This is a genomic window from Bacillus sp. FSL M7-0307, assembly GCF_038627835.1.
Lineage (GTDB): Bacteria > Bacillota > Bacilli > Bacillales > Bacillaceae > Bacillus > Bacillus altitudinis.
Map to the genome: position 1 here is coordinate 3001928 of NZ_CP152023.1, position 24318 is coordinate 3026245.

Annotated in this window: 21 protein-coding genes and 1 riboswitch; of the genes, 5 read left to right on the top strand and 16 right to left on the bottom strand. The window is 41.6% G+C overall.

The features are described from left to right. Positions 1–18: 18 nt before the first annotated feature. The 9 genes from MHI41_RS15475 to MHI41_RS15515 all read right to left on the bottom strand — a co-directional run bounded on the left by MHI41_RS15475 (position 19) and on the right by MHI41_RS15515 (position 11245). On the bottom strand, positions 19–1512 hold the full coding sequence (locus MHI41_RS15475) for an altronate dehydratase family protein (RefSeq protein ID WP_212338650.1): 1494 nt from the start codon (positions 1510–1512) through the stop codon (positions 19–21). Beyond that, a complete protein-coding gene (locus MHI41_RS15480) occupies positions 1509–2960 on the bottom strand; it encodes a tagaturonate reductase (protein WP_065461059.1) in 1452 nt (483 codons plus the stop codon). Before MHI41_RS15480 ends, MHI41_RS15475 begins: the two co-directional genes overlap by 4 nt. Positions 2961–3018: 58 nt before the next feature. Then, positions 3019–4032, bottom strand: coding sequence for a LacI family DNA-binding transcriptional regulator (locus MHI41_RS15485; protein WP_342494297.1), 1014 nt, complete (start codon positions 4030–4032; stop codon positions 3019–3021). Positions 4033–4099: 67 nt separating this feature from the next. Further along, positions 4100–5536 (bottom strand): glucuronate isomerase, encoded by a 1437-nt coding sequence (gene uxaC, locus MHI41_RS15490; RefSeq protein ID WP_342494298.1) that lies wholly within the window; start codon positions 5534–5536, stop codon positions 4100–4102. Positions 5537–5672: 136 nt separating this feature from the next. Further along, complete coding sequence (locus MHI41_RS15495) at positions 5673–7427, bottom strand: HAMP domain-containing sensor histidine kinase (RefSeq protein WP_113746993.1); 1755 nt, start codon at positions 7425–7427, stop codon at positions 5673–5675. Positions 7428–7430: 3 nt separating this feature from the next. Further along, the gene (locus MHI41_RS15500; RefSeq protein ID WP_057079089.1) at positions 7431–8153 is read right to left on the bottom strand and encodes a response regulator transcription factor; all 723 of its coding nucleotides are present in this window, start codon (positions 8151–8153) and stop codon (positions 7431–7433) included. Between the two features lie 179 nt (positions 8154–8332). Then, positions 8333–9148 (bottom strand): ABC transporter ATP-binding protein, encoded by an 816-nt coding sequence (locus MHI41_RS15505; RefSeq protein ID WP_017368048.1) that lies wholly within the window; start codon positions 9146–9148, stop codon positions 8333–8335. 21 nt (positions 9149–9169) lie between these two features. Then, a complete protein-coding gene (locus MHI41_RS15510) occupies positions 9170–10192 on the bottom strand; it encodes an iron ABC transporter permease (protein ID WP_113746992.1) in 1023 nt (340 codons plus the stop codon). Then, positions 10193–11245, bottom strand: coding sequence for an iron ABC transporter permease (locus MHI41_RS15515; RefSeq protein WP_017368049.1), 1053 nt, complete (start codon positions 11243–11245; stop codon positions 10193–10195). It lies immediately after the preceding gene. A gap of 259 nt (positions 11246–11504) precedes the next feature. Between MHI41_RS15515 and MHI41_RS15520 the strand changes: the two genes are divergently transcribed. Then, positions 11505–12443, top strand: coding sequence for an ABC transporter substrate-binding protein (locus MHI41_RS15520; protein ID WP_242731061.1), 939 nt, complete (start codon positions 11505–11507; stop codon positions 12441–12443). A 37-nt stretch (positions 12444–12480) separates the two neighbouring features. Here MHI41_RS15520 and MHI41_RS15525 read toward each other — a convergent pair whose 3' ends face one another. The 3 genes from MHI41_RS15525 to MHI41_RS15535 form a co-directional block, all read right to left on the bottom strand. Beyond that, entirely contained in the window at positions 12481–13890 is a 1410-nt protein-coding gene (locus MHI41_RS15525) for an amino acid permease (protein WP_035701368.1), read from the bottom strand. A 192-nt stretch (positions 13891–14082) separates the two neighbouring features. Then, a riboswitch (Lysine riboswitch) is annotated at positions 14083–14261 on the bottom strand. 122 nt (positions 14262–14383) lie between these two features. Then, on the bottom strand, positions 14384–14527 hold the full coding sequence (gene sspJ, locus MHI41_RS15530; protein WP_008347117.1) for a small acid-soluble spore protein SspJ: 144 nt from the start codon (positions 14525–14527) through the stop codon (positions 14384–14386). An 82-nt stretch (positions 14528–14609) separates the two neighbouring features. Then, the gene (locus tag MHI41_RS15535; RefSeq protein ID WP_007500254.1) at positions 14610–15038 is read right to left on the bottom strand and encodes a MarR family transcriptional regulator; all 429 of its coding nucleotides are present in this window, start codon (positions 15036–15038) and stop codon (positions 14610–14612) included. A 171-nt stretch (positions 15039–15209) separates the two neighbouring features. On the opposite strand from MHI41_RS15535, the gene MHI41_RS15540 reads away from it, so the two are divergent. The 4 genes from MHI41_RS15540 to modB all read left to right on the top strand — a co-directional run bounded on the left by MHI41_RS15540 (position 15210) and on the right by modB (position 19232). Next, positions 15210–15701 (top strand): metal-dependent hydrolase, encoded by a 492-nt coding sequence (locus MHI41_RS15540; RefSeq protein ID WP_007500253.1) that lies wholly within the window; start codon positions 15210–15212, stop codon positions 15699–15701. 123 nt (positions 15702–15824) lie between these two features. After that, the gene (locus tag MHI41_RS15545) at positions 15825–17675 is read left to right on the top strand and encodes an LTA synthase family protein (RefSeq protein ID WP_025207970.1); all 1851 of its coding nucleotides are present in this window, start codon (positions 15825–15827) and stop codon (positions 17673–17675) included. Between the two features lie 115 nt (positions 17676–17790). Then, entirely contained in the window at positions 17791–18567 is a 777-nt protein-coding gene (gene modA / locus MHI41_RS15550; protein WP_035701372.1) for a molybdate ABC transporter substrate-binding protein, read from the top strand. Beyond that, positions 18567–19232, top strand: a complete 666-nt coding sequence (gene modB, locus MHI41_RS15555; protein WP_008347121.1) for a molybdate ABC transporter permease subunit — start codon at positions 18567–18569, stop codon at positions 19230–19232. Before modA ends, modB begins: the two co-directional genes overlap by 1 nt. Before the next feature lie 182 nt (positions 19233–19414). Here the strand turns inward: modB and MHI41_RS15560 are convergent, their stop codons facing one another. The 4 genes from MHI41_RS15560 to MHI41_RS15575 all read right to left on the bottom strand — a co-directional run bounded on the left by MHI41_RS15560 (position 19415) and on the right by MHI41_RS15575 (position 24209). Then, positions 19415–20260, bottom strand: coding sequence for an aldo/keto reductase (locus tag MHI41_RS15560; protein WP_017359243.1), 846 nt, complete (start codon positions 20258–20260; stop codon positions 19415–19417). Positions 20261–20328: 68 nt separating this feature from the next. Further along, a complete protein-coding gene (locus MHI41_RS15565; RefSeq protein WP_008347123.1) occupies positions 20329–21198 on the bottom strand; it encodes an ROK family protein in 870 nt (289 codons plus the stop codon). 63 nt (positions 21199–21261) lie between these two features. Then, entirely contained in the window at positions 21262–23277 is a 2016-nt protein-coding gene (locus MHI41_RS15570) for a Na+/H+ antiporter (protein ID WP_017359242.1), read from the bottom strand. Between the two features lie 320 nt (positions 23278–23597). Further along, on the bottom strand, positions 23598–24209 hold the full coding sequence (locus MHI41_RS15575; protein WP_007500242.1) for a trimeric intracellular cation channel family protein: 612 nt from the start codon (positions 24207–24209) through the stop codon (positions 23598–23600). Positions 24210–24318 lie beyond the last annotated feature (109 nt).

Genomic DNA, 24318 nt, shown 5'->3' on the forward strand with positions numbered 1-24318 from the left:
CATCATCCCCCAGACGCCTTAAAGTGTCACACCTGTTTTAAAAATAGCCAACTCTCTAAAATTGTTTTTTTCATGATTTAACAGCTTTCCACTCGCCACATCAATCACCGTGGCAATGAATTTCTCTAGCACCACATCTTCTGGTACATCTTCAAGCAATTCCCCCGCATTAAAGTCGATCCAATGTTTTTTTGTTTCATATAAAGCGGTATTGGTCGATACCTTCATCGTTGGAACAAATGTGCCAAACGGTGTGCCTCTGCCTGTTGTAAAGAGGACGAGCTGACAGCCAGACGCTGCGAGAGCAGATGAAGCAACCAAATCATTCCCAGGCGCACTTAATAAATTCAATCCTTTTCGTTTTAGCAGCTCCCCGTATGTTAAAACATCCTTTATAACGGAAGTACCCGCTTTTTGTGTGCAGCCGAGAGATTTATCTTCTAATGTCGAAATTCCTCCTGCTTTATTTCCCGGGGAAGGATTTTCATATACTGGCTGTCGATGATCCATAAAGTATTGTTTAAAATCATTGATCATCTGCACAATATTGTCGAATGTCGCTTTTGATTCCGCTCTCTCCATTAAGATCGTTTCAGCCCCGAACATTTCCGGTACTTCTGTTAAGACGGTGGTCCCTCCTTGAGCCACAATAAAATCGGACAGTCTGCCTAAAAGTGGATTTGCGGTAATGCCTGAAAACCCATCTGATCCTCCGCATTTCAAGCCAATTTTCAGCTCAGATAACGGAATATCTTCACGCTGATCTTCTTTCGCTGCGTCATAAATTTCCTTGAGCAAAGCGACACCCGTCTCAATCTCATCCCCTACTTCTTGGCTTCTTAAAAATTTCACCCTCGCCTGGTCATACTCCCCTAATGTTGCCTGAAAATCCTCAATGTCATTGTTTTCACAGCCAAGACCTAGAACGAGAACCCCTCCAGCATTTGGGTGCTTTACGGCATTTTGAAGAATGGTTTTTGTGTTTTCATGATCATCCCCAAGCTGTGAGCACCCATAATTGTGCTTTAATACGAGAGCCGTTTCAAAAGGATGGATGCTTCCCCCCATTTCAGCGGTAAATATTTGAATGATTTGATCGGCAATGCCATTGACACACCCAACTGTTGGGACAATCCAAAGCTCATTTCGTATACCACTTGCACCATTTTTTCGTTTATACCCTTTGAATGTCAGATTCGTTTTTTCATAGGGGTTTTCTGTTAAAGAAGGTCGGTATTCGTAATCGAGCTTACCTGATAGATTCGTTTTGATATTGTGCGTATGCACCCATTCTCCAGTCGAAATCGCAGTGGATGCATGACCAATGGGGTAGCCATATTTGATGATATTCTCTTTTTCTTTGATCTCAGCCAATGCAAATTTATGACCTTTAGGAACGGTTTCTTTTAAAATGATTGTATGACCTTGGTGCTGAAGCTCTTCGCCTTGCTCAAGCACTTTTAAAGCGATACCAACATTATCTGAAGGATGAATCACAACAAAGTCTCTCATGCCTTCTCCCCCTGACTTTCATATTGAAGAATTTGGTGAACAGCAGCTCTCATGCCATTTTCATGTATGAAGGTGAGCTGCTCGGCTACTGCATCCCTCAGCCCTGCTATCCTCGTCAAATCCATCCCCCATAAAACTTCGTTTGAAAGAAGTTGATCGACCATTAATTCATAGGAATGGTCCACTTCCTCCCATGCTTCCTTCATGAATGTCATCACAGACTCATCATCCTTTATCTGATCTGCATGGACTTGATAAAAATAAATCAAACTGCTCAGTGAGAACATAAGCTTCGTAGGCAACTGTTTTTTTAGCTCTATATAATCTAGAAGAGACGGGAGAATACGCGCCCGAAATTTAGATACACCATTTAAGGCAATATCGAGTAATTGATGTTTGACAAAAGGGTTGCAGAATCGATCCCACACGGATTGTGTATAAAGAAGAAGCTCTTCTTCAGGAAGTGGCAAACCTGGCAGCACTTCCTCCTCAAGCATGCGGCGAATGAACACACCAACATGCTCATCATCCACCGCTTTTTTGACAGTATCCAAGCCACATGAATATGCAATCGGCACCATCGCTGTATGCGCACCGTTTAAAATGCGAACCTTGCTCATACGATAGGGAGCGATATCTTCCACAAAAAGTACGTTTAACCCTGCTTCTTGAAAAGGAAGCTCTTTTTGAACAAACGCAGGTGCTTCAATGACAAACAGGTGATAATATTCTGCTGTGACAAGCAATTCATCGATATACCCCTCTTCTTTTTGAACAGTCTCCGCTGCTTCCTGAGAAAATCCTGGGACAATTCGATCAACTAACGTATTACAGAACGTGTTGGCTTCCTTGACCCAAGCCACAAAATCAGGCGGAAGATTCCACTCAGCTGCCATTGTGATCACATATTCTCTTAATCGATCACCGTTTTGTTCAATCAATTCACAAGGTAAAATGATCAAGCCCTTTTTCTCATCTCCAGAAAAAGCTTTAAAGCGGTGATACAAGAAGGCTGTCAGCTTTCCTGGAAAACTTGCTTGCGGCCGATCTTCTAATCGGTCCTCTTTTCTTAACACAAGTCCTGCCTCTGTTGTATTAGAAAAGACAAAGCGCACATCAGGACTTTCCCCTACATGTAAAAAGGCTTCATAATCTGTATATGTGCTGATTCCCCTGCTGATGGATTGAATGACGATCCGTTCGTTCATTTCTTTTTGGTCATGAAACCCTTGAATACATAAAGTGTACAAACCATCTTGTTCATTTAGAGCGGTCACTGATCCTTTTCGAGGAGGAACAACCACTGCTCTTCCTTTAAAATCTGTACAGTCGTTTAGCTTCTGGATCTGCCAATTCATAAATCCTCGCATAAAGTTCCCTTCGCCAATTTGTAGAATGGTTTCAGGATATTCAGCCACTGGGTACACATCTTTGGATAATCGTCTCAAACGCTTTTCCTCCCCGCATTTTTTGCACACGTGAACATTTTCATTTAAAAGATGCTGATTACTGCACCTTTTTGACTGAATCTCTAATCATCAGCTCTGTGTGGACATACACTTTTTCCAGATGATCGTCTTCTTGCTTTTCACCGTTTATGACTGAAAGGATAGCTTCTGCTCCAAGCGCACACATTTTTTCAATTGGCTTTTTGACTGTTGTGAGGGCAGGCGTTGTATAAGATGAAAATGAAATATCATCAAAACCGATAATAGAGAGATCATCAGGACACCTTTTACCTTTTGCAAACAATGCATTCATCGCACCAATCGCCATGTCATCGTTTGAGCAAAAAAGGGCAGTTGGCGGATCATCAAGAGTGAGTAAGGCTTCCATTGATTCATAGCCGCTCTTCATATGATAGTCGCCTGTGATAATGTATTCTTTCTTCATGGGTACATGATGGTCAATGAGTGCTTGCAGAAAACCAGCTTTTCTTTCTTGTGTGGATTTAAATCCCTGTTTCCCTTCAATAATGGCAATTTGTTTATGCCCCTGCTGAATGAAATAGTGTGCAGCTTGGTATGCCCCTTCACCATCATCCGCTAATATATTCATCACTTGATTACTTTCTTCTACACGGCGATTCAGTACAATAATGGGAATGCCCTGCTTTTTCACATGATGGATAAACGCTTCATCATGCTCGCTTTGGCTCATGAGCAAAATACCATCATACCGCTGTTTATGAATGGTTGTGTAATCGTGAAAATCGTCAATTCCTCTTACAACCAAATGATAGTTTTCTGTTATCACACTGTTGACGCCTTTTAACGCATCAACAAAGAAACTTGAGGATGTGCCTTCTGTTAAACTCGTAAAAAACAGACCAATTGTAAATGATTTTTGCGAGACAAGGCCTCTGGCATGGACATTCGGTGAGTAATTCAGCTGTTTTGCAATCGACAAGATGTTTTGTTTTGTTTTCTCTTTAATAAAAGGACTGTTATTCAAAGCCCTTGATACTGTGGTATGAGAAACGTTTGCCAATTTTGCTATATCTTTGATTGTGACTGTCATGCTATTCCGCCTTTTATGATTTTTTATCATCTTATCATAAAAACGCTTTCATATTCTTGCTTTTTGTTCATATCATCTTGCTTTTATGCGGTAGCTCATTTGCCCGTTCAAATTGAAAATACTGCTTTGCATTTTCATAGCTGATTCCTTTTACCATTCCCCCTAGCAAATTGAGATCATTAGGCGCTTCTCCTTTTTCCACCCAATCTCCAATGATGTCACATAGCAGTCTACGGAAATATTCATGTCTTGTGTAAGACAGGAAGCTTCGTGAATCTGTCAGCATCCCAATAAATCGGCTGATCAGTCCGATACTGGAGAGTGCCATCATCTGCTCTGTCATTCCCTGCTTTGTATCATTAAACCACCAGGCTGTTCCATGCTGCATTTTCCCAGGGGTCTTTCCATCTTGAAAACTTCCAGCTATCGTTGAAATTACCACATTGTCCCTTGGATTCAAGGAATAGAGGATGGTTTTTGGCAATGCATGTGCTTGTTCTAACCGATCTAATACGCGGCAAAGAGGTTTTGCAATGTCTTCATCATTCATTGCATCATATCCGGTATCTGGTCCAAGCCGCTCAAACATTTTCGAATTGTTGTTTCTGAGCGCATTGATATGAAGCTGCAACGCCCATCCACGCTGAGCATATGCCCGACCTAGTTCAATGAATGTGTGCGTTTTAAATTGAACCTTCTCCTTTCCCGTCAATGGATGCCCAGACATCCTTTTATGAAAAATGATCGCAGCTTCTTCTTCCGTCGTGTCTTCGTACGTCATTTCATTGATGGCATGATCTGAAATCAAACAGCCCTGTTCATGAAAGAAATCGATTCGCATATGAAGTGCTTTTATGAAGTCTTGATAGGATTCGATCTTGATAGATGAAACCTCCGCCAGCTGATGAACATACTCGATAAACAAGTCATTTGTGATATCTAATGCCTTATCTGGCCGAAACCCTGGCAGTACTTGCACAGAAAAGCCTTCTTCCCGCAGTTGTTGGTGATAAATCAACGAATCAACCGGATCGTCTGTCGTCACAACCGTTTCAACATTTGATTTCACAATGAAATCTCTCGCCCCAAATCCGTCTCCTTGCAACTTTTCATTTACTTTTTTCCAGATGATGTCTGCGCTTTCTTCACTCAAAAGTTCTTCGACATCAAAATATCGTCTTAGCTCTAGATGGGTCCAGTGATAGAGAGGATTTCCAATCGTCATCGGAACGGTTTTCGCCCATGCTAAAAATTTCTCATAATCTGAGGCATCTCCTGTGATATGTGTTTCAGGTATCCCATTTGCTCTCATGGCGCGCCATTTGTAATGATCTCCGTAAAGCCATGCTTCAGTTATATTTTGGAACGTTTTATTTTCATAGATTTCTTTTGGACTTAAATGACAATGGTAATCAATAATCGGAAGGTTCTTTGCAAACTCATGGTATAGCTTTTCCGCCGTTTGACTGTTTAATAAAAACTGCTCATCTAAAAAGGCTTTCATCAAACTCCCCCATCTCTTATAATGATGAAAATAAATTTGTTCACGTTAACAATTTTATTGTAATCGTTTACAAAATCGTTTTCAATCCTAAAACAAGAAAAAACGATTTCCTTTAGAAAAGAAAATCGTTTTTTGGCTATTTTACAGATGGTGTTTTCTTTAGGATAATCGCAATAGTTGTTCCTTGACCTAATTCACTCTCTACTTGAATATCGCCATCGTGCAGTAAGACAAGCTCTTTTGCAATCGCAAGTCCTAGTCCTGTTCCATTTGTTGGATCATTCGTATTTGTCCCTCTATAGTAACGATTAAATAAATGATCCACCGTTTCTTGCGCCATTCCGCGTCCGTTATCTTTCATTTCGATCCGAACTTCATCATTTGTTTCAGATAGAACAGCTTGAATAAGAGTACCTTTCTGGTTATGCTTCACTGCGTTCGCCAGCAGGTTCTCAATGACTCGTCTAAACCAGGCTTTATCGATCTCAAACATGACACCCTCTGTTTGGTCTTCAAAGGATGACATATAATCTTCAGAAAGCGTGCTTCTTGAAAACTCGTCCATAATGGAGGCTAAAAATTCACCAAGCTCAACAGGTTTTCGATTAATAGGCAATGCACCATTTTTCAATCGATACGTGAGGTTTAAATCCTCAATCAAGGTCGACATGTATTCTGATTTCTCACGAATGACTTGTCCCATTTCCATGACTTCTTCCTTGGACCATTGGTATTGATCTGATTCTAGCATTAATCCATAGCCGTAAATCGTGCTAAGAGGCGTTTTTAGATCATGAGACAGCCCTGCGATCCATTCTTCCCTTGTGGTTTGAATTTTTCTTCGGTTTGCTTCATTCTCTTTTAACGTATTGGTGAGCTGATCCATTGTTTTGAGGATATCCTCAAACAGCCGGTACTCCCGCTTAATACGGCCCTTTTTATTTTTACTTACTGGAATACCTTTTCTATTTGTTGGCTCCTGCAATTTATTTCTTGATAAGAAAATCAGCCAGCGGATAATGTGATAGATCGGTAGCCCATAGCGATACGAGTACCATAATGTCATAACGATAATAATCGTAAGCGCAAGACCTGCAATCAAAAGCGTTGTATATTGGTTTAAAGCCTCTGTCTCTTTATCATAAAGCTCGTCTGGGCTGTATACTTTGTTTGGCACCGAAACAATCATATACAGATCTTTATTCACTCTGATATAAGACAGGTCACTTCTAAACTCCCAAGGCTTCGATTGATACTTGAGCAGTTCAACATCCGTTACGTTATTTTTCAAATTACTTTTGGCTCGGATACCTTTTAAGTATTTTCCTTCTTCATTAAACAGATGCACCGATCCATTCATTCTTTTCAAAAATTCTCTTGTTTCAACTGAATATTGAGACAATGCAGCCAGATTTTTCTCATGCTGCTTGAGATAATTGGCTACCTTTGTGCTGTTCGTTTTAAATCCATATAAGACGATAAAGCTTTCTTGATCAATCTCAATTGGCCAAAAGTACATCTTGTAATCTTTAAATTGCCTTTTTTCAAAGATCTTGATCATTTCATCCTTTTGATAGGATGTTGGAATGTTTTTAGGGAGTTGATAGCTATAGACGTTGTGTTTTTTGGAATCAATCACTTGCAGCCAGCCATCACGTTTTTTCACTGCTTGTTTGAGCTGATCATCGGCTTCCATTTTTCCATCCTCGTTAAAATAAAGCCAGCTCATGAGTGTATCTCCATCTGCCTTCGTTAAACCAGTTTCAGTCATATTCTCATAGCGTTTTTGAAAATAAAGATTTTCAGAGAATGTTTGTCCGATCGTCAGAATAACGATGACAATAAACATTTGTCCGACAAAGTGAAAGAAAAGTTTTGTTCGTAAATTCATAAACTATTGAAGAACCTTCACAGGCTGTGGAACGAACTTATAGCCCATACCACGGATCGTCACAATATATTCAGGCTGACTTGGATCTAACTCTATTTTTTCTCTCAGCTTTCGGATATGAACCATGACGGTGTTGTTGTCACCATATGACGGAACACCCCATACTTTCTCATAGATTTGATCTTTTGAAAGTACCACATTCGGATGGTCACAAAAATACTTCAGCAAGGACAAAAGCTGCGCTGAGCAAGCCGTCACCTTTCCCCTTACTTTCAATTCGGCTGCATGAGGATGGTACGAGAAATGAGCATATTCATATTGACTGTGAGCTTCTTCCTGCTCCTCCTGTAAGGAGATATAAGTTCGGTTTAAGTGCGCCTTAATTCTAGCTACTAGCTCTAACGGATTAAATGGCTTTGTGATGTAATCGTCTGCACCTTGTGCAAATCCAGTCAATTTGTCTACATCAGACGTTCTTGCTGTTAAATAGAAAATCGGTGCCTTCGTCATTTTCCTGATGTCAGGCAGAACATCAAAGCCAGACTTACCGGGCATCATCACATCTAGAAGTAAGAGGTGGATGTCCTCGTTTTTGACAATATCTAATGCTTCATCTGCATGATAGGCTTTATAAATATGTTGAAACCCTTCTTTTTTTAATACGCGTTCAACCATTTTTACAATTGCTTCTTCGTCATCTGCAATCAATATTTTTGCTGTTTCCACGCATCTCTTTCCTTTCTAGCTATGATCTCTAACCGTATATTACCATTGTCCAAAGTAAAAAAGTACCTCTTTTCTACATAAAAGCGAAAAAAGATCGACTGGAGAAAATGGCATAACAAGGTAATATCAAAAAATGCAAAAAAAAACCCGGTCATACATACCGAGTTTTTGTCCATCTATTATCCGTTCACAGCTTCAAGCTTTCTTTCATGATTCATTAAGTCATATGTTAAACAGATCGGCTTATTCGTTCTCGGATCAAGAACAATTTCTGCATCGATGTGGAACACCTGACTGAGCACCTCTTTTGTCATGACTTCATGAGGCGTACCATCTTTAATGACTTTCCCTTGATTGAGGGCAATCATGTAATGTGAAAAGCGTGCAGCATGATTGAGGTCATGAATCACCATCAGTACCGTTCTGCCCTGCTCTCTGTTTAAGCGTTCTAATAGCTGAAGGATCTCCAGCTGATGAGCAAGATCTAAATACGTCGTTGGTTCGTCTAATAAAAGCAGCTCTGTTTCCTGAGCGAGTGCCATCGCAATCCATACCCGCTGACGCTGTCCACCGGAGAGTGCTTCAATTGGCCGGTCATGAAATGCAATCATTCCCGTCTCCTCAAGTGCCCATCTGATGATTCGTTTGTCCTCATTTGATAAGCGGCCAAATCCATTTTGATGTGGGAAACGTCCATATGACACAAGCTCATAAACGGTCAGACCACTTGGGGCTTCAGGCGTCTGCGGTAAGATAGCCATTTGTTTTGAAATTTCTTTTGTTGGTGTTTGATGGATAGCCTGGCCATTTAAATAAACAGCACCTTGATGGGACTTCATAATACGAGACATTGTTTTTAAAATCGTTGACTTCCCGCACCCATTCGGCCCAATTAATGTGGTCACCTTGCCTTTTGGGATGCTGATATTTAAATCGTCTACAATCAAACGGTCATGATAGCCAATACAAAGCTTTTCTGTTTCAAGTGATTTCATCTGTTGTACTCTCCTTCCTCATTAGTTCGTTTTCATCAATAAGTAAATGAAGTAAGGTGCGCCTAAAGCAGAAACGACAAGTCCAACGGGCACCTCTGATGGAGCAAGTATGACACGCCCAAGTGTATCTGCAAGTAATAACAGCAGTGCACCAATCATAGCGGACGCCGGTATCATTCCTTGATGTTTCGGTCCAACTAGCTTTCTTGCGAGGTGTGGTGCCGCTAACCCTAGGAACGATATACTCCCTGCAACTGCGACACTTGCACCGGCTAATGCAACTGCAATCAGCATGAGAAAACTTCTTTCTTTATGAACTGAAATCCCTAAGCCATAAGATATCTGATCACCCAAATTCATGATATTTAAGTAGCGTGCCCTCACCATCGCTAATACAAGAAAAATCAGCATCCATGGCACGACTGATAAGACATATGTCCAGCTTGAGCCCCAAATACTTCCTGACAGCCACACAATGGCTTGGTTAAAATCATTTGGGCTCATCTTTAATTGAATGACCACAATTGCTGCCGAAAATGCAGCATTGATCCCAATACCAGTTAAAATCAATCGAACAGGCGTAATGCCCTTTTTCCACGCTAGCACATAAATGAGAAATGCAGCAAAGGCTGCACCTGCGAAAGCGAAAAGCGGCAGTACAAATATCGTAAAATCACCTAAGTTCGACATCGAGCCCTGAAAGGCAAAGATAAACAAAACAACCGCAAAACCTGCACCCGCATTTACACCTAGAATGCCGGGATCAGCTAAACCATTTTGAGAAACACCTTGCCAAATGGCACCTGATACAGCGATAGAAGCGCCAACAAGTAAAGCGATGACCATCCTTGGAAGTCTGAACTCGAATAATACAAGCTCATCCATTTCACTTCCGAGTCCAAAAAATGTTTTGAATGTATCCATCGGAGAAATCCTTATCTCTCCGGTATTTAAACTAATCAGGAACACAGCCACGATGGCTAAAAAGATCATGACCATCGTTCGTTTGTATTTCTTTTTCTTTTCCTGCTGCACCATTTCCATTTAAATTCCGCTCCTTTCACGTCTCGCTAAATATAAGAAGAAAGGAACGCCTATAATGGCTGTAATGGCACCAACTGGCGTTTCAAACGGCGCATTGACAAGCCTTGCCGCAATGTCTGCATAAATGAGCAAAATAGCCCCTAAAATAGCTGAGCAAGGTATAATCCAGCGATAGTCAACGCCGACCAAGAAACGCGTAACATGAGGAATCACAAGCCCGATAAAGCCAATAGAACCTGCAACTGACACGGCTGCACCTGTTAAAAGGATCACGACCAATATGCCAAGTACCTTGACTGTTCGTGTATATTGTCCAAGCCCTTTTGCTAATTCATCGCCCAAGCTTAAAACCGTGATGGAGCGGGCAAGAACCATAGCGATGATCAGTCCTACAACCGCAACTGGAATGATGATCTTAATATTGCTCCAATTTACCCCAGCCACACCGCCTGCGTACCAAAAACTCATATCTTGCGCGACGTCAAATCGAATGGCAATCGCTGAGGAAATTGAGCTTAAAAGTGCGCCAACAGCCGTACCGGCTAATGCGAGTTTTACAGGAGTAAGCCCCCCTTTTGAAAGGGTTCCAACCCCAAATACAATAGAAGCACCGAGTGCGGCACCCAAAAATGACCAAAGAATTAATGTAAAAGAAGATTGGCCTGGGAAAAAAGCAAACGCAATGGCAATCGCAAATGCAGAGCCATTTGTCACACCCATGATTTCAGGAGACGCAAGCGCATTTCTTGTCATGCCTTGCATGATGGCACCCGATACTGCTAAAAAGGCACCGACAAGTGCGGCACCAACTGTACGCGGCAGCCTCAGTTCCCTAATGATTTGATGTGAGGTTTGTTGTGAGTCAAAATGAAAGACGGCTTCCCATACCGTGTGTAAATGAATGTTTGCCGCTCCTAGCGATACTGATAAAAAAAGACCGAATGCTAAAGCAATGATTCCTATGATGACAACAGCTGCTGTACCAAAAGGCTTTGTCACAATATCTATCGCATCATCTTTAGCTGACAGCTGTTTATTCGATTGTGAGCCCAAAACCAGTCTCTTCCTTTCCGTTCATATCTATTCGTTATTAGTGATAATGATTATCAATCTCGGAGTCTAGTATATCACTTTCTTCACGTTTTGAAATCCTTGTTCTGATAAATTTCTTTATTTTCATCAAAAAACCGGGAGAATTTCACCATTTTCATTTTGGTCATAAAATAGCCGATGCATTTTTTCTTCTATCATGTTAAGATATAATCGCGAATGAGAATCATTATCATAAACAATTGAATAGGAGCGAACTTTTGTGAAAAAACGAACTGGACTTCTTTTGATTTCCTTCATGACCCTTATGATTTTTACTGCTGCTTGCGGCAGCACTTCCAATAAAGAATCGGGAGCCAAAAAAAATGACACGATCACCTATCAAGATGTAAAGGGTGAAGTGAAACTGCCTCAAAACCCACAACGAATTGTGCTTCTGGCGGAAAGCTATTACGGGGATCTCGTCACACTCGGTAAAACCCCAATTGCTGCCACTGCGCCCATCTTTAAAAACCCTTTCTATAAAGGGAAAACAGATGGAGTGAAAAATCTCGGAAAATCTCCCTCTGTTGAGAAAGTAGCCTCTTTGAAGCCGGATATGATCATTGCTTGGGGAGAAGATGAGAAATTTGATCAATACAAAAAAATTGCACCTACAGTTGCCATTCAATACAATCAATATTCCTTTAAAGACCAGCTAAAAGAATTCGGTAAAATGACAGGCACATCAAAAAAAGCAACGGATTGGATCACAAAATGGGATGCCAAAATTGCTGAAGTGAAACCAAAAGTAACAAAAGCTGTAGGAAACAAAACCGTTTCGATCGTATCACCATTCGATAAGGGCATTTACATTTTCGGTAACACTTTTGCACGCGGTGGTGAAATCATTTATGACGAGCTGAAATTAAAAGCTCCGAAGGCCGTCCAAAAAGAAGCCATCGACAGTGGTGTCGGTTATGCAAACATTTCTCTTGAAAAGCTTCCAGAATTTGCAGGTGATTATATTTTCACAAGCCCATGGAGCGGTTCAAAAAGTAATGGCGATCAAGTGTATAAAAGCAGCATCTGGGCATCACTTCCTGCTGTCCAAAACAAACGCGTATTTGAAACAGATACAGTCGGTTACTTCTTTAATGACCCTGTGTCACTAGAAGGTCAGCTCGAATTTATTGTGGATCAATTAACATCTGCCTCATAAAAAAATACGTTTCTCCAATGCTGGAGAAACGTATTTCTTATACTGTACCTTTGGCAAATTTTTTGGACATGAATGGGTATAGTAAGATGCCAACTAAGAACAATCCAATACCAAGACCAAATGTTTTTAGATCAGCTGTGCCCGAAATAATGACCCAAGCAGAATACCCCATGGCCACAAGCGCAATGATCCCGTCTCTTGTCCGGTTTCCTTTTTGGAGCTCATATGTGTCACCTTGCATGATGACCTTAAAGCTGTAGATCGACGACACGATATACGGAATGAGATACGCAAGTGTCGCTGATGTTGTTAAGAAAGTAAAGGCTTCATTAATCGTACGTGACATGACTGAGAAAATAAACAGCTGTGACATGATATTTGTGACAGTCAAAGCAAAAACAGGACTGCCTTTTTTGTTTGTTTTTGCAAACACTGCTGGGAAATCGCCAGCTTTTGCTGCTTGATAAGGGACTTCAGAACCAAGTAAAATCCAGCCAAGCATCGAACCAAATAAACAAATGATCGCAAGAAGTGCCATGACAATGCCGCCAGCCGGTCCGATAATGAGCTGAAGCACGTCTACGAATGGTTTATCAGAACCTTGCAATTGATCATGCGGCAGAACGCCCATTGTAATCAAGGTAATAATCATATAAATAGACAGTGCAATTAAAAGTCCTGTAATCGTCGCACGTTTGACATCACGCTGCGAGGAAGCTCTTCCTGATAAAATGACAGCAGATTCGATGCCGATAAATGCCCATAGTGTGGAAATGGCCGCATGATGAATTTGGCCTCCAAGTCCGAGCACTCCTTCACCACTTGCTGCTTCAACAGGGAAGTAATAATGTTCAAATAATGCTGTTTGGAATGCAAATAAGCCTGCGACAATAAAAAGGACGAATCCAAGCACCTTTGAAAAGGTCGTAATAAAGTTCAGCTTACTTGCTGCGCTTAAGCTTGTAATTAAAATCGTATGAGTCCCCCATAGAAGGATTGTACATACGATAAACGTTGTGAGCTGACCAAGTGTGATCGCTTCTTTTCCAAAAGTAAAGATCTCCGTTTTCACGGTTAAAATTGGGAAAAAGGTTGTTAAATAACCGGCTAGGCTTGTGATAATGGCGACATTACTAATCCAGCTTGCCACCCAATATCCCCAAACCATTGTAAAACCGGCTGCTTTTCCTTTTTTCGGATCTTTAAAAAGCGCTCTTGCATAGCTTTGTGGTCCAGCTGTTAGCTGCGGTTTATGAATGGACAAATGTCCAAACACAAAGGCAATCATCAGTACGCCACCACCTGTGACAAGCCATGCCATCGTCACACCTAAAGGACTTGCATGCTGGGCAAGTGTACTAGGCAGCATAAAGATACCTGAACCTACCATATTTCCGACGACAAAAGCCGTCAATAACCAAAAACCCCATTTTTTTGTCTGTTCCATTTTCGTACCTCCGTTATATTCACTTTGGACCAGACCCGGCAGTATCTTCATTGATATATTTGTGAAGCAATGACTTGCATTCTTTATGTTCATGTTGGGTCACTTTCTTACCAGCATACCCTTTTCTTAGGCAATCAGAACATAAAAAAAAGCCTGAACAAAAGTCCATGCTTTTCAAAACATACACCTTGATCTCCGGATAGCCCTCCACGCTTCAAAGACGTGGCAGTCCTGCATTTGTTCAATGCAGACCCAGCATAAAGAAAGTTGGAGCTCTCTCTACACTTCGGCGCTGATGCCTTTTTTCTCATGATCAACGATTCCATCTCTCCCATGAGTGACTCATCATCCGCGCAACCTCTACCTCACTGAGACATAGCGTGAGGATTTCTATTCATTTTTACTACACGAAGGTTATCAAACATTCTCATATCTGTCAAAGGGAAAAACATAGAAAAAAGGCAGAGAAATGATTCTCCGCCTTTCTGTCAGCTTATTGATGGTTGTTTTTCTTCTTTTGGACAGCTTCCTGAAGCGGATCGCCTGCTAGTTCTTTACTTGCTTCTTCTAACAGCTGATCTACCTGCTGATGGTCTTTCTCGCTTTTCGCCTTTTTATCCTTTTGGAAAAATGACATCGCTATTTCCCCCCTTTTCTTAAAATGCCTTTGCCTGTTTAATTTGTGCTACAGCGCTCAGCATTATACAAAGAGGAGCGGTTCATTCATCGTGAAAGGTCTGTCTCATTTTTTGCAAATACGTTAGAAAGGTTTTTAAGTCTTCCTCTGTGAAGTCTGACATCATATGCTGAATCACCTTTCCAAAAAGACGTGTATGCTTTTCGTAAATAGCCAGCCCTTTTTCCGTGGCTTCTAGCCGGACCAGGGAATGATCGTCCTTGTCCCTTTCTCTCTGAATGTAGCCTTGCTCACATAATTTATTGAGGGCAATAGAAGCGGCACCTGGGTTGAGAGAGAGTCTTTGTTTGAGCTCTTCAGCATGTGATACTTTTCCTTGTATCAATATAGAAAGAGCATATATCTGTGGAGGCGTGATGTCTTTTTCTAACTCAAGTAACTTGCGGTTTAATTTACGGCTGACTTCATAATGTACAAGAACAATTTCTTTTAAAATGTCTGCATTACTCATCCGAATCGCATCCTTATCGTTAGTGTCAACATGACTTCCTTCTTATTATAGAATGTTTTTCCAAACAGCCAACTATTTTATCCCATTTTTCTTTAGAAATAAGCCTTGCTGAATGGATTCACCCTTGATATAGTGAGTACTTGAACAAAAAACAGAACAGGAGTACGCATCATGACAGGAAAAACACATATTATGGGCGGAATTGCCGCCTCCACAGCCGTCGCCTATTATTACGGATTCGAACCAGTGACGATGGCTGCTGCAGGATCAGTAGGTGCCCTCATCCCAGATCTATGTCATACAAAAAGCAAAATCGGCAGGAAATTCCCGCTGCTTTCCACACTGATCAGTAGTGTGTTCGGGCACCGCACCTTTACACATAGTTTATTATTTCTGCTGATCATTTATTTTATTGCGACAACATACATTCCAAATGACAGCCTCAGTACCGGGTTACTAGTTGGGATGGCAAGCCACCTCATCCTTGATGCAGGCACAGTGAACGGTATTAAGTTTTTGTTCCCCGCAACCATAAAAGTACGTCTCCCCTTTTATGTCAAAACAGGCAGCACAGGAGAACAAGTCGTACTAGCTGCTCTGACCATTGTCACCTGCTATTACATGGCTGTCATTTGCGGAATATCCATCCCATTGCCGTTTTAGAAAAAGAAAAAAGAGTTTTGCAAAAAAGCAGGATATGAATTGATCATTCCTCATTTTTTTAGTAGTTTTAAGATAAGTGTTTTTGCCTTGCAGCTGAATACAGAATGGTGAGGAGCTACATAAATGAAAGCGTTTTTCAAAAATCACTGGTTTTTAGTGTACTCCATCCTCTTTATGTGGATGAAAACATACATCATTTATCAATTCGGATTTCATATACGAACGGCCAATCTGTTTCACGAGTGGCTGCTTTTGATCAATCCACTTAGCTTTTTGCTCCCTTTGTTTGGGATTGCTCTTTTCTTAAATGAAACGAAACAAAAGGTCTTTTTATTGACCACAAATTTTATTTTGACAGCCATTTTGATATCGAATACGATCTTTTACGGTTTTTATATTGATTTCATTACCATTCCTGTCTTATTTCAAGCAAAGAACATGGGAGATATGGGCAGCAGTATGACTGAATTGTTTCATCCGCTATTTATACTCATGCTGATTGATTTTGTGGTGCTGGCATGGCTCTTAAAACGGAAACCGTTATCACCAAAAGCGTCTTTTAAGACGATCAAAACATACTATGTGGTTTGCTGCAGTTTTCTATTGTTCCATGTCAGCTCAGCCATGATGGATCACCCTCGATTTTTGACAAGCTCATATGATCGAGAAGTCATTGTACGCAACCTTGGGCTGTTTCAATTCCATTTGTATGACGGTGCCGCTCAAACAGCACGTATTGGACAAAAAGCCTTTGCTGACGAAGATACACTTTCAACAGTGGCAAACTACACAAAAGCTGATTACAGTGCACCGAATGAAGACTATTTTGGACTTGCTAAAGGCAAAAATGTCGTGTTCATTTCACTTGAATCAACACAGCAATTTGTCATGAATCAAAAGGTGAATGGACAATACATCACCCCATTTTTAAATCAACTTGCCAAAAAAAGCTTCTATTTCGATGAATTTTATCAGCAGACAGAGCAAGGCAAAACGTCGGACTCAGAGTTTATCGTCGCAAACTCCCTCTATCCATCTAGCAGTGGCGCTGTCTTTTTCACAGCGAGTGACAACGAATATGACACACTGTACAAGCAATTGAAAAAAGAGAATTATCAATCCGTCCAATTTCATGCGAATAATAAAACGTTCTGGAATCGTGATGTGATGTATGAATCTCTTGGGATTGACCGCTTTTATGATGTCGATTCATTTGATGTCAATGAACAGAATTCGACTGGCTGGGGCTTAAAAGATATCGACTTTTTTGACCAATCCATTGATTATTTAAAAAAGCTGAAGGCGCCTTATTACAGCACGTTTATTACCTTAACCAATCACTTCCCATTTGAAATTGATCCAAAGGATCAGTTCATTGATGAATATGATTCGACTAGCACCATTTTAAACCGCTATGTGACCACCGTCCGCTATCAAGATGAAGCCATCAAAAGGTTCTTTGAACGAATGAAAGAAGAAGGACTATATGAAAATACAATGTTTGTCCTGATGGGAGACCACTATGGCATTTCAGAAGCACATCATGAGGCAATGGCAGAGCTGCTGAAGCAGGATGAAATCACACCGTTTGATGCGGTTAAACTGCAGCGGGTCCCTTTTTTGATTTACATTCCTGGGGTGACAGACGAGGCCCCTCAAACCATTTCTGAAACAGCCGGTCAAATGGATGTCAAACCGACACTTCTTCATTTACTCGGCATTGAATCAAAAGATGCCATTCAATTTGGAAATGACCTTTTCTCCAATGAGCGTACACCGTTCGCTGTGCTGAGAAATGGAAACTTTATTACAGATGATTATCTTTATACAAAGAACACGTGCTATGATCAAAAAACAAAACAACCTGTTGAAGAAGATGAAGTATGCCAGCCTTATATAGAAAAAGCCAATAAAGAGCTGTCTCTATCAGATAAAGTGATCAACGGGAACTTACTACGTTTTTATCAGCATTAAAAGCTGCCCTCTGGCGGCTTTTTCTTTTCTCTTTTCCTGAAAACCTATGAATGGTCAAATAAGTTTGATTATAATAAAGGATACACATGATGTTGAATGATAAAGAGGTGTGATCATGAAATATTTATTCTTAACCTACGTCACCATCTGTTTGCTCCTGACTGGGTGTCAAACGGAGTCGACGTCATCAGATCAAAGCAAAAAGACAGAACTTGTGATTTCAGCGGCGGCAAGCCTGCAGGATGCTTTGAAAGAGATTGAATCTGCCTATGAAGATGATCATCCAAACGTGAAACTAACGAATAATTTCGGGTCATCAGGTGCATTGAAGCAGCAAATCGCTCAAGGAGCAAAAGCGGATCTCTTCTTCTCAGCAGCTGAAGAGCCTTTTGATGACCTTGTTCAATCTGGCGACATCGATCAGGATCATACAAAGGATGCCATACAAAATGAGCTTGTTCTCATCGTGCCAAAAGAAGGTTCCTCTTCTATCAAAACCTTCCGCGATGTTCAGCACATAAAAGGAAAGATAGCGCTTGGCACACCTGAATCTGTTCCTGCTGGTACATATGCAAAAGAGATTTTCACAAAACTGAATATATGGGTCCAAGTGAAACAGAACGCTGTCTATGGCAAGGATGTTCGTCAAGTATTAAACTATGTCGAAACAGGAAATGTGGAAGCTGGTGTCGTGTATAAGACGGACGCGCTCGTTTCTCGCAAAGTAAAGATAGTAGATGAGGCAAATCAGGACATGCATTCCCCCATCATTTATCCAGTTGGCATTGTCAAACAGACTGAACATATGAAGGAAGCGAAAGCATTTTTTCAATATCTCCAATCAGATCCAGCCGCAGCGATTTTTAAAAAGTACGGCTTTCAAGTGAAATAATGCCGATGCTGACCGAAGATTTTCTTTCACCTATCTGGCTGTCCGTACAAGTGGCTGCTTTCAGCGGGTTATTGGCTGTCGTTTTAGGAACGTCCATTGGTTTTTGGATGGCGCGTACATCTTTCAAAGGAAAAATGATCGTGGAAACGCTCCTCATGATGCCGCTTGTCCTGCCGCCAACGGTCGTAGGATTTCTGCTGCTCGTCGTGTTCGGGAAGCACAGTGTGATTGGACAAGCCATTGAATGGATCTTCCATCAGCCTGTCATCTTCACTTATTGGGCAGCGGTCATTGCATCGACGGTTGTCGCATTCCCGCTCATGTATCAATCAGCGAAAGCTGGTTTTTCTACGATTGAGTCAGACATTGAAGGTGCTGCAAAAGTTGATGGTGCGCATTCTTTCCAGGTCTTTGCCTATATTACCGTCCCACTCGCACTGCCATCTCTTCTCTCTGGTGCGGTTCTAAGTTTTGCAAGGGCCTTAGGAGAATTTGGAGCGACCTTAATGTTCGCCGGCAACATTCCTGGGAAAACACAAACCCTCCCAACAGCCATCTATGTGGCAATTGATTCTGGACGAATGGAACTTGCGTGGGCTTGGACGATTTGTATTGTGATCCTGTCTTTTCTCATGCTGTTGGCTGTGCGCCGAAGCAGGACTTAAAAAATCCCCTTCTCAAAAAGAGAAAGGGGATTCAGATTGTTGACAAAGGGCTAAAATGAACTTGATTTTAGCCCTTTGTCTTCTTTTTCAGCGTGATAGAAAACCTTTGCTAGTCTAGGAAGCACCAGTACTCACTGACAAAATATGCGAGGGTTTGTCTACACGCTAAGGGGATTTTTTATTTATTCAAACCCAACCGTCATCGTTTCTGGATTAGACCCGACACGTTCGTTATTATTAAGTGCATTGATTTTTTCCATGTCTTCTTGTGAAAGCTCGAAGTCAAAAATGTCGGCATTTTGTTTAATGCGTTCTTCATTGATTGATTTTGGAATGGTGACAACGCCGCTTTGCAGATCCCAACGCAAGATCACTTGAGCCACAGATTTGTTGTATTGTGCTGCAATTTCCTTTAATACGTCATGATCCAAAAGCTTTCCTTGCATCAGCGGAGACCATGCTTCAATTTGAATGCCTTTTTCTTTCGCATATTGTCGTAATTCTACAAGTGTCAGTTTTGGATGAAACTCCACTTGGTTCACCGCTGGAACAACCTCCGCATCTTTTAACAGCTCTTCTAAATGCTGCACGTAGAAATTGCTGACACCAATCGCTCTTACTTTTCCATCTTTATAAAGCTTCTCAAGCGCACGCCATGTCTCTTTAAACGTGTCTGCATTTGGTCCAGGCCAATGAATCAAATAGAGGTCTAAGTAATCAAGACCGAGCCGGTTTAAGCTTGCGTCGAATGCAGCGAGTGCTTTGTCATATCCTTGATCTGTGTTCCATACTTTTGACGTAATGAACAATTCTTCTCTTTTGACGCCAGATTCTTTAATGGCTTTCCCTACGCCTGTCTCGTTTTTATAAACGGCAGCCGTATCAATGCTGCGATAACCGTTTCGTATGGCTGCTTTTACGGCATCAACCACTTGGTTGCCGTCCTCCACTTTGAATACACCTAAACCAAACCATGGCATTTCTACTCCGTTATTTAGTGTTACGGTATCATTCAAGCTTTTGACCATGTTAACAACCACCTTTTCATAGATTCCATCTTTTTCATTATCTCATGTTGCGTTTGAAAACTCTATTATCAGGCGTTTCTCTTCGCTTCAATCGCTAACAGCAAAGCACCTGTCATACCTGCCTTGTCCTCAAGTCCAGGAGAGACAATGTATGTATCAAGCGGCGGCATGTCGACATAATCATTGACATACGCAGCCAGCTTCTCTCGAATGAGCGGAAATAGCTGTTTTTGCTTCATGACGCCTCCACCCATTATGATTCGCTCTGGGCTTAATATCAGCGTGTATTGCATTAATGCCTGTGCTAAATAATCTGCTTCAAGAGACCAAACTTCTTCTTCTTCGGTAAGCTCTTTAGCCGGCTTCCCCCACCTTGCCTCAATAGCTGGTCCTGCCGCCAGTCCTTCTAAGCAAGTACCATGCGCCGGGCAGACACCTGCAAACTGATCTGATTCATGCTGCCTGACCAGGATGTGTCCCATCTCTGGATGTGAGTGACCGTGGAGAAGCTCATTTTTCACAACAGCCCCGGCACCAATCCCCGTACCGACCGTGATATACAGACAGCTGCTTAGCCCTTTGGCGGCCCCTTTTGTCAGTTCACCTAATGCTGCGGCATTGACATCTGTCGTAAAGGACACCGGTACGCCTAATTGTTTCTCCAGCTCAGGTATAAACGGGTAATGCTTCCATTCAACTTTCGGCGTATTCATGATGTAACCGTAAGAAGGATCGTCTTTCTGGACACAAATCGGTCCAAAGGAACCGACCCCTAATGCTGCAATTTCATGTTGCTGAAAAAATGGAATAAGTGATTGGATGGTTTTTTCCGGGTGCTCTGTTGGAATGGTCAATTCCTCTATGATATCACCATGTTCATTGCCAATGGCACAACAGAACTTTGTTCCCCCAGCTTCAATCGCTCCGTAATATGTCATCCTGCCTCTCCCCCTGCTCGTCTCTTTTTTTCATCATAAAACATAGGGGAGAAGATGACAACATCATGTATTGGTCAGTAAGACTGCTTCCATGTCGTTGATATACTCCCTTAAATGATGGGCAATATCACGATTGATTTCACCATTTTCATATAAGGTTTGGATTTCATTACGAATCGTCTGTACGGCTTGGAAGTTAAGCTCTTTCTTCTTCCGGTCAAACGTACGATCCTTTTGCTGGAAGAAAGAAGGACCATGTTCACAGCGGAATATCACTTGATTGTAAAACCCAATGACTTGATGACACGTTTGTTGATTGTCTTCGGTCATATGGTGCTTAATAGAATCCACCGCAGCTTCAGCCGTTTTCTTACGGATTTGTTTATACGATTCCTCGTTTTCTAATATGCCGCTTGAAATACGCTGATTCGGACGCCATAGTTGAAGCCATTGTAGTAAGCGCAGAAACTTCACTTTTGAGAAACGAATTTTAAAGGAGTTGGAATAGAGCATTTCCAACTCATGAAATCTCTCTTGCAGCTCATACGCTTCTTCTTTGTCGATTTTCTCTTCCTCGATCAACTGCTGAAGTTTCATCTGTTCTGCTTTAATGCCGTGCAGTCTGATTTTTCTTTCTTGTTTTCTCATACCAAACTGATACGGTTCCCGCTGAATATTTCTCAGCTTCATTCGGTAATCATTGATGAGTGCAAGGGAGACTTCTCGATTGTCTTCATTCATTCCTTCTTTTAGAGTTTTAATGGCACTTCTCAGCAGCTTCCGTTTCGCGTGCTGAATCTTTGTATCTAAGTCCACATCCACTTGCTTATCTTTTTTCTCCGATAAAATAGGCAGCAGCACACTCGCTAAAATGAGTGTACATAAAATGACGCCTGCTGCGAGGAAAATAATTAAATGACGCTCAGGAAATGGTGACCCGTCGGCAAGCGTAAACGGGATGGAGAAAGCACCTGCTAATGTAACAGCACCACGAACACCAGAGAATGTCATCAGCATGGAAGCACGCAGCTTCGGTTTTTTCGCGTTCTTCTTTTTCGATACACTCCAGTTTCCCGCCCAGAACAGCCATACCCATAGGAATCTGAGAATCATCAGACAGAATGTAATGATTAAAATGTAACTGATGACCTGCATATTATTAAAGGCTTCATCTTGGAAAATGACGGTCGATACATCAGGAATTTGTAACCCAAGTAAAACGAAAACAAGGCCATTTAAAATAAATAAAATAATATTCCACGTGTTTGAAGAAGCAATTTGCAGTTTTGCTAAATTCGCTTCCATTCGGTCTTGCTCGATGGCATGTGTCACACCACCGGCAACAACGGCTAAAATGCCGGATACCCCAATTTCTTCAGCTGCTAAATAAATCACAAACGGCGTGAGGATTTGCAGGATGATGTGCATTGTGACATCGTCCATGCCTAAACGGCGGAGAAAGTAGCGAAAACGAATGATAAAAAACGACAGAATAAATCCGGTCAATAATCCGCCAGCAGCAATAAGAACAAAGCTAAAGGATGCCTCTGCAATGGAAAATGCCCCTGTAACCGTTGCTGCAATAGCAAATTTAAAAGCAACAAGTCCTGACGCATCGTTCATCAGTCCTTCGCCTTCCAGCAGTCTCATGATCCCCTTCGGCATATTCACACGGCTGGAAAGGGCACTTACAGCAACCACATCTGTCGGTGATAAAATCGCTGCAAGCGCAAATGCAGCTGGAAGTGGTATGCTTGGAATCATCCAATGGATGGTATATCCTGCGACAATGACTGTCGCAAATACGAGCCCTAAAGCTAATAGAAGAATGGGCGCTCTTAATTTCCACAGCTCGTCCCTTGGGGTACGCTTCCCATCATTAAATAACAGTGGTGCAATGAATAAAACGAAGAATAGCTCAGGATTTAAAGAAATATGTAAACCTGAAGGAAAAGCTGCGACCAATATCCCTAAACCCACTTGGATTAATGGAACTGGAATAAAGGGCAGAAAACGATTGATAATATTAGATGATGCAATGAGTGCTAGTAGTACGAGCACTGCCAAAAAAATCTCCACTAGTACATGTCCCTCCCATTTCATTTTTTCCGTCATGTTTTGCTTACATGCAAAGATGTGTTCATTTCTTTCTGATCCATCCGTTCGGTCATGAGCGTTTCTTTAGTATCCCGCAAAAAGCGAAACCAACACATAACAATCCATCTAGGCAAAAAAAGACTGAATCTACATATTCAGTCAAATGACAACATTTTCATCTCGTGTATTGTTCCAATGATGAATAAAGAACCTACTTTTATTTTACACGAAAACAGCTTGACCTGCTGACATCAAGCTCGAATAACGCATAAAAAAAAGAGCGACATCGCCCTTTTTTCGTTTTACCCTTTATTTAAAAAATAAGACCTTGCGGGAAGCCGCCATTTGAATAAGTAGGAACAAACCCTGCATATGACGAGGATGACAAACAGCAGATATAAAGCAAGCTCTCCTTGCGCTAAGCCGAGTCCGACGAGTAAGCCGCCTAGGGCTGCCCATACTGCGTAAATCTCTGCTTTTAGCACAAGTGGCTTTCGTCCTGCTAATAAATCACGCACAATGCCGCCGCCGCTTCCAGTCAAAATGGCTGCCACAATGACCGCACTGAGCGGGAGCTCTCTTTGTACAGCAAATAATGCACCTTGAATCGCAAACGCTGCTAAACCGATCGCATCTGAGAAATTCCCCCACGTGCTCCAGTGCTTGAGCAAAAGCTTTGGAAATAGAAACACGATCGTAATGGATACAAGGGCAATGGTAAACATTTTGCCCTGCGACCATAAAGCAGACACCGGAAGACCAATTAATAGATTCCGAATCGCTCCACCGCCAAATGCTGTGACAATCCCTAAAATGTACACACCAAGAATATCGTACTCTTCCTCCATTGCGACAATCGCACCACTAATGGCGAATGCCACAATGCCTATAATACTTAAGACTTCCCATGCCATTTTCCGCTTATCTCCTTACCATTGTCTGATCATCTAACACTCTCCCCTTAATGTATATCTGACACAAATGAAAAGCAATACAAATTTTCTTTAAATTTTATCTTTTTGC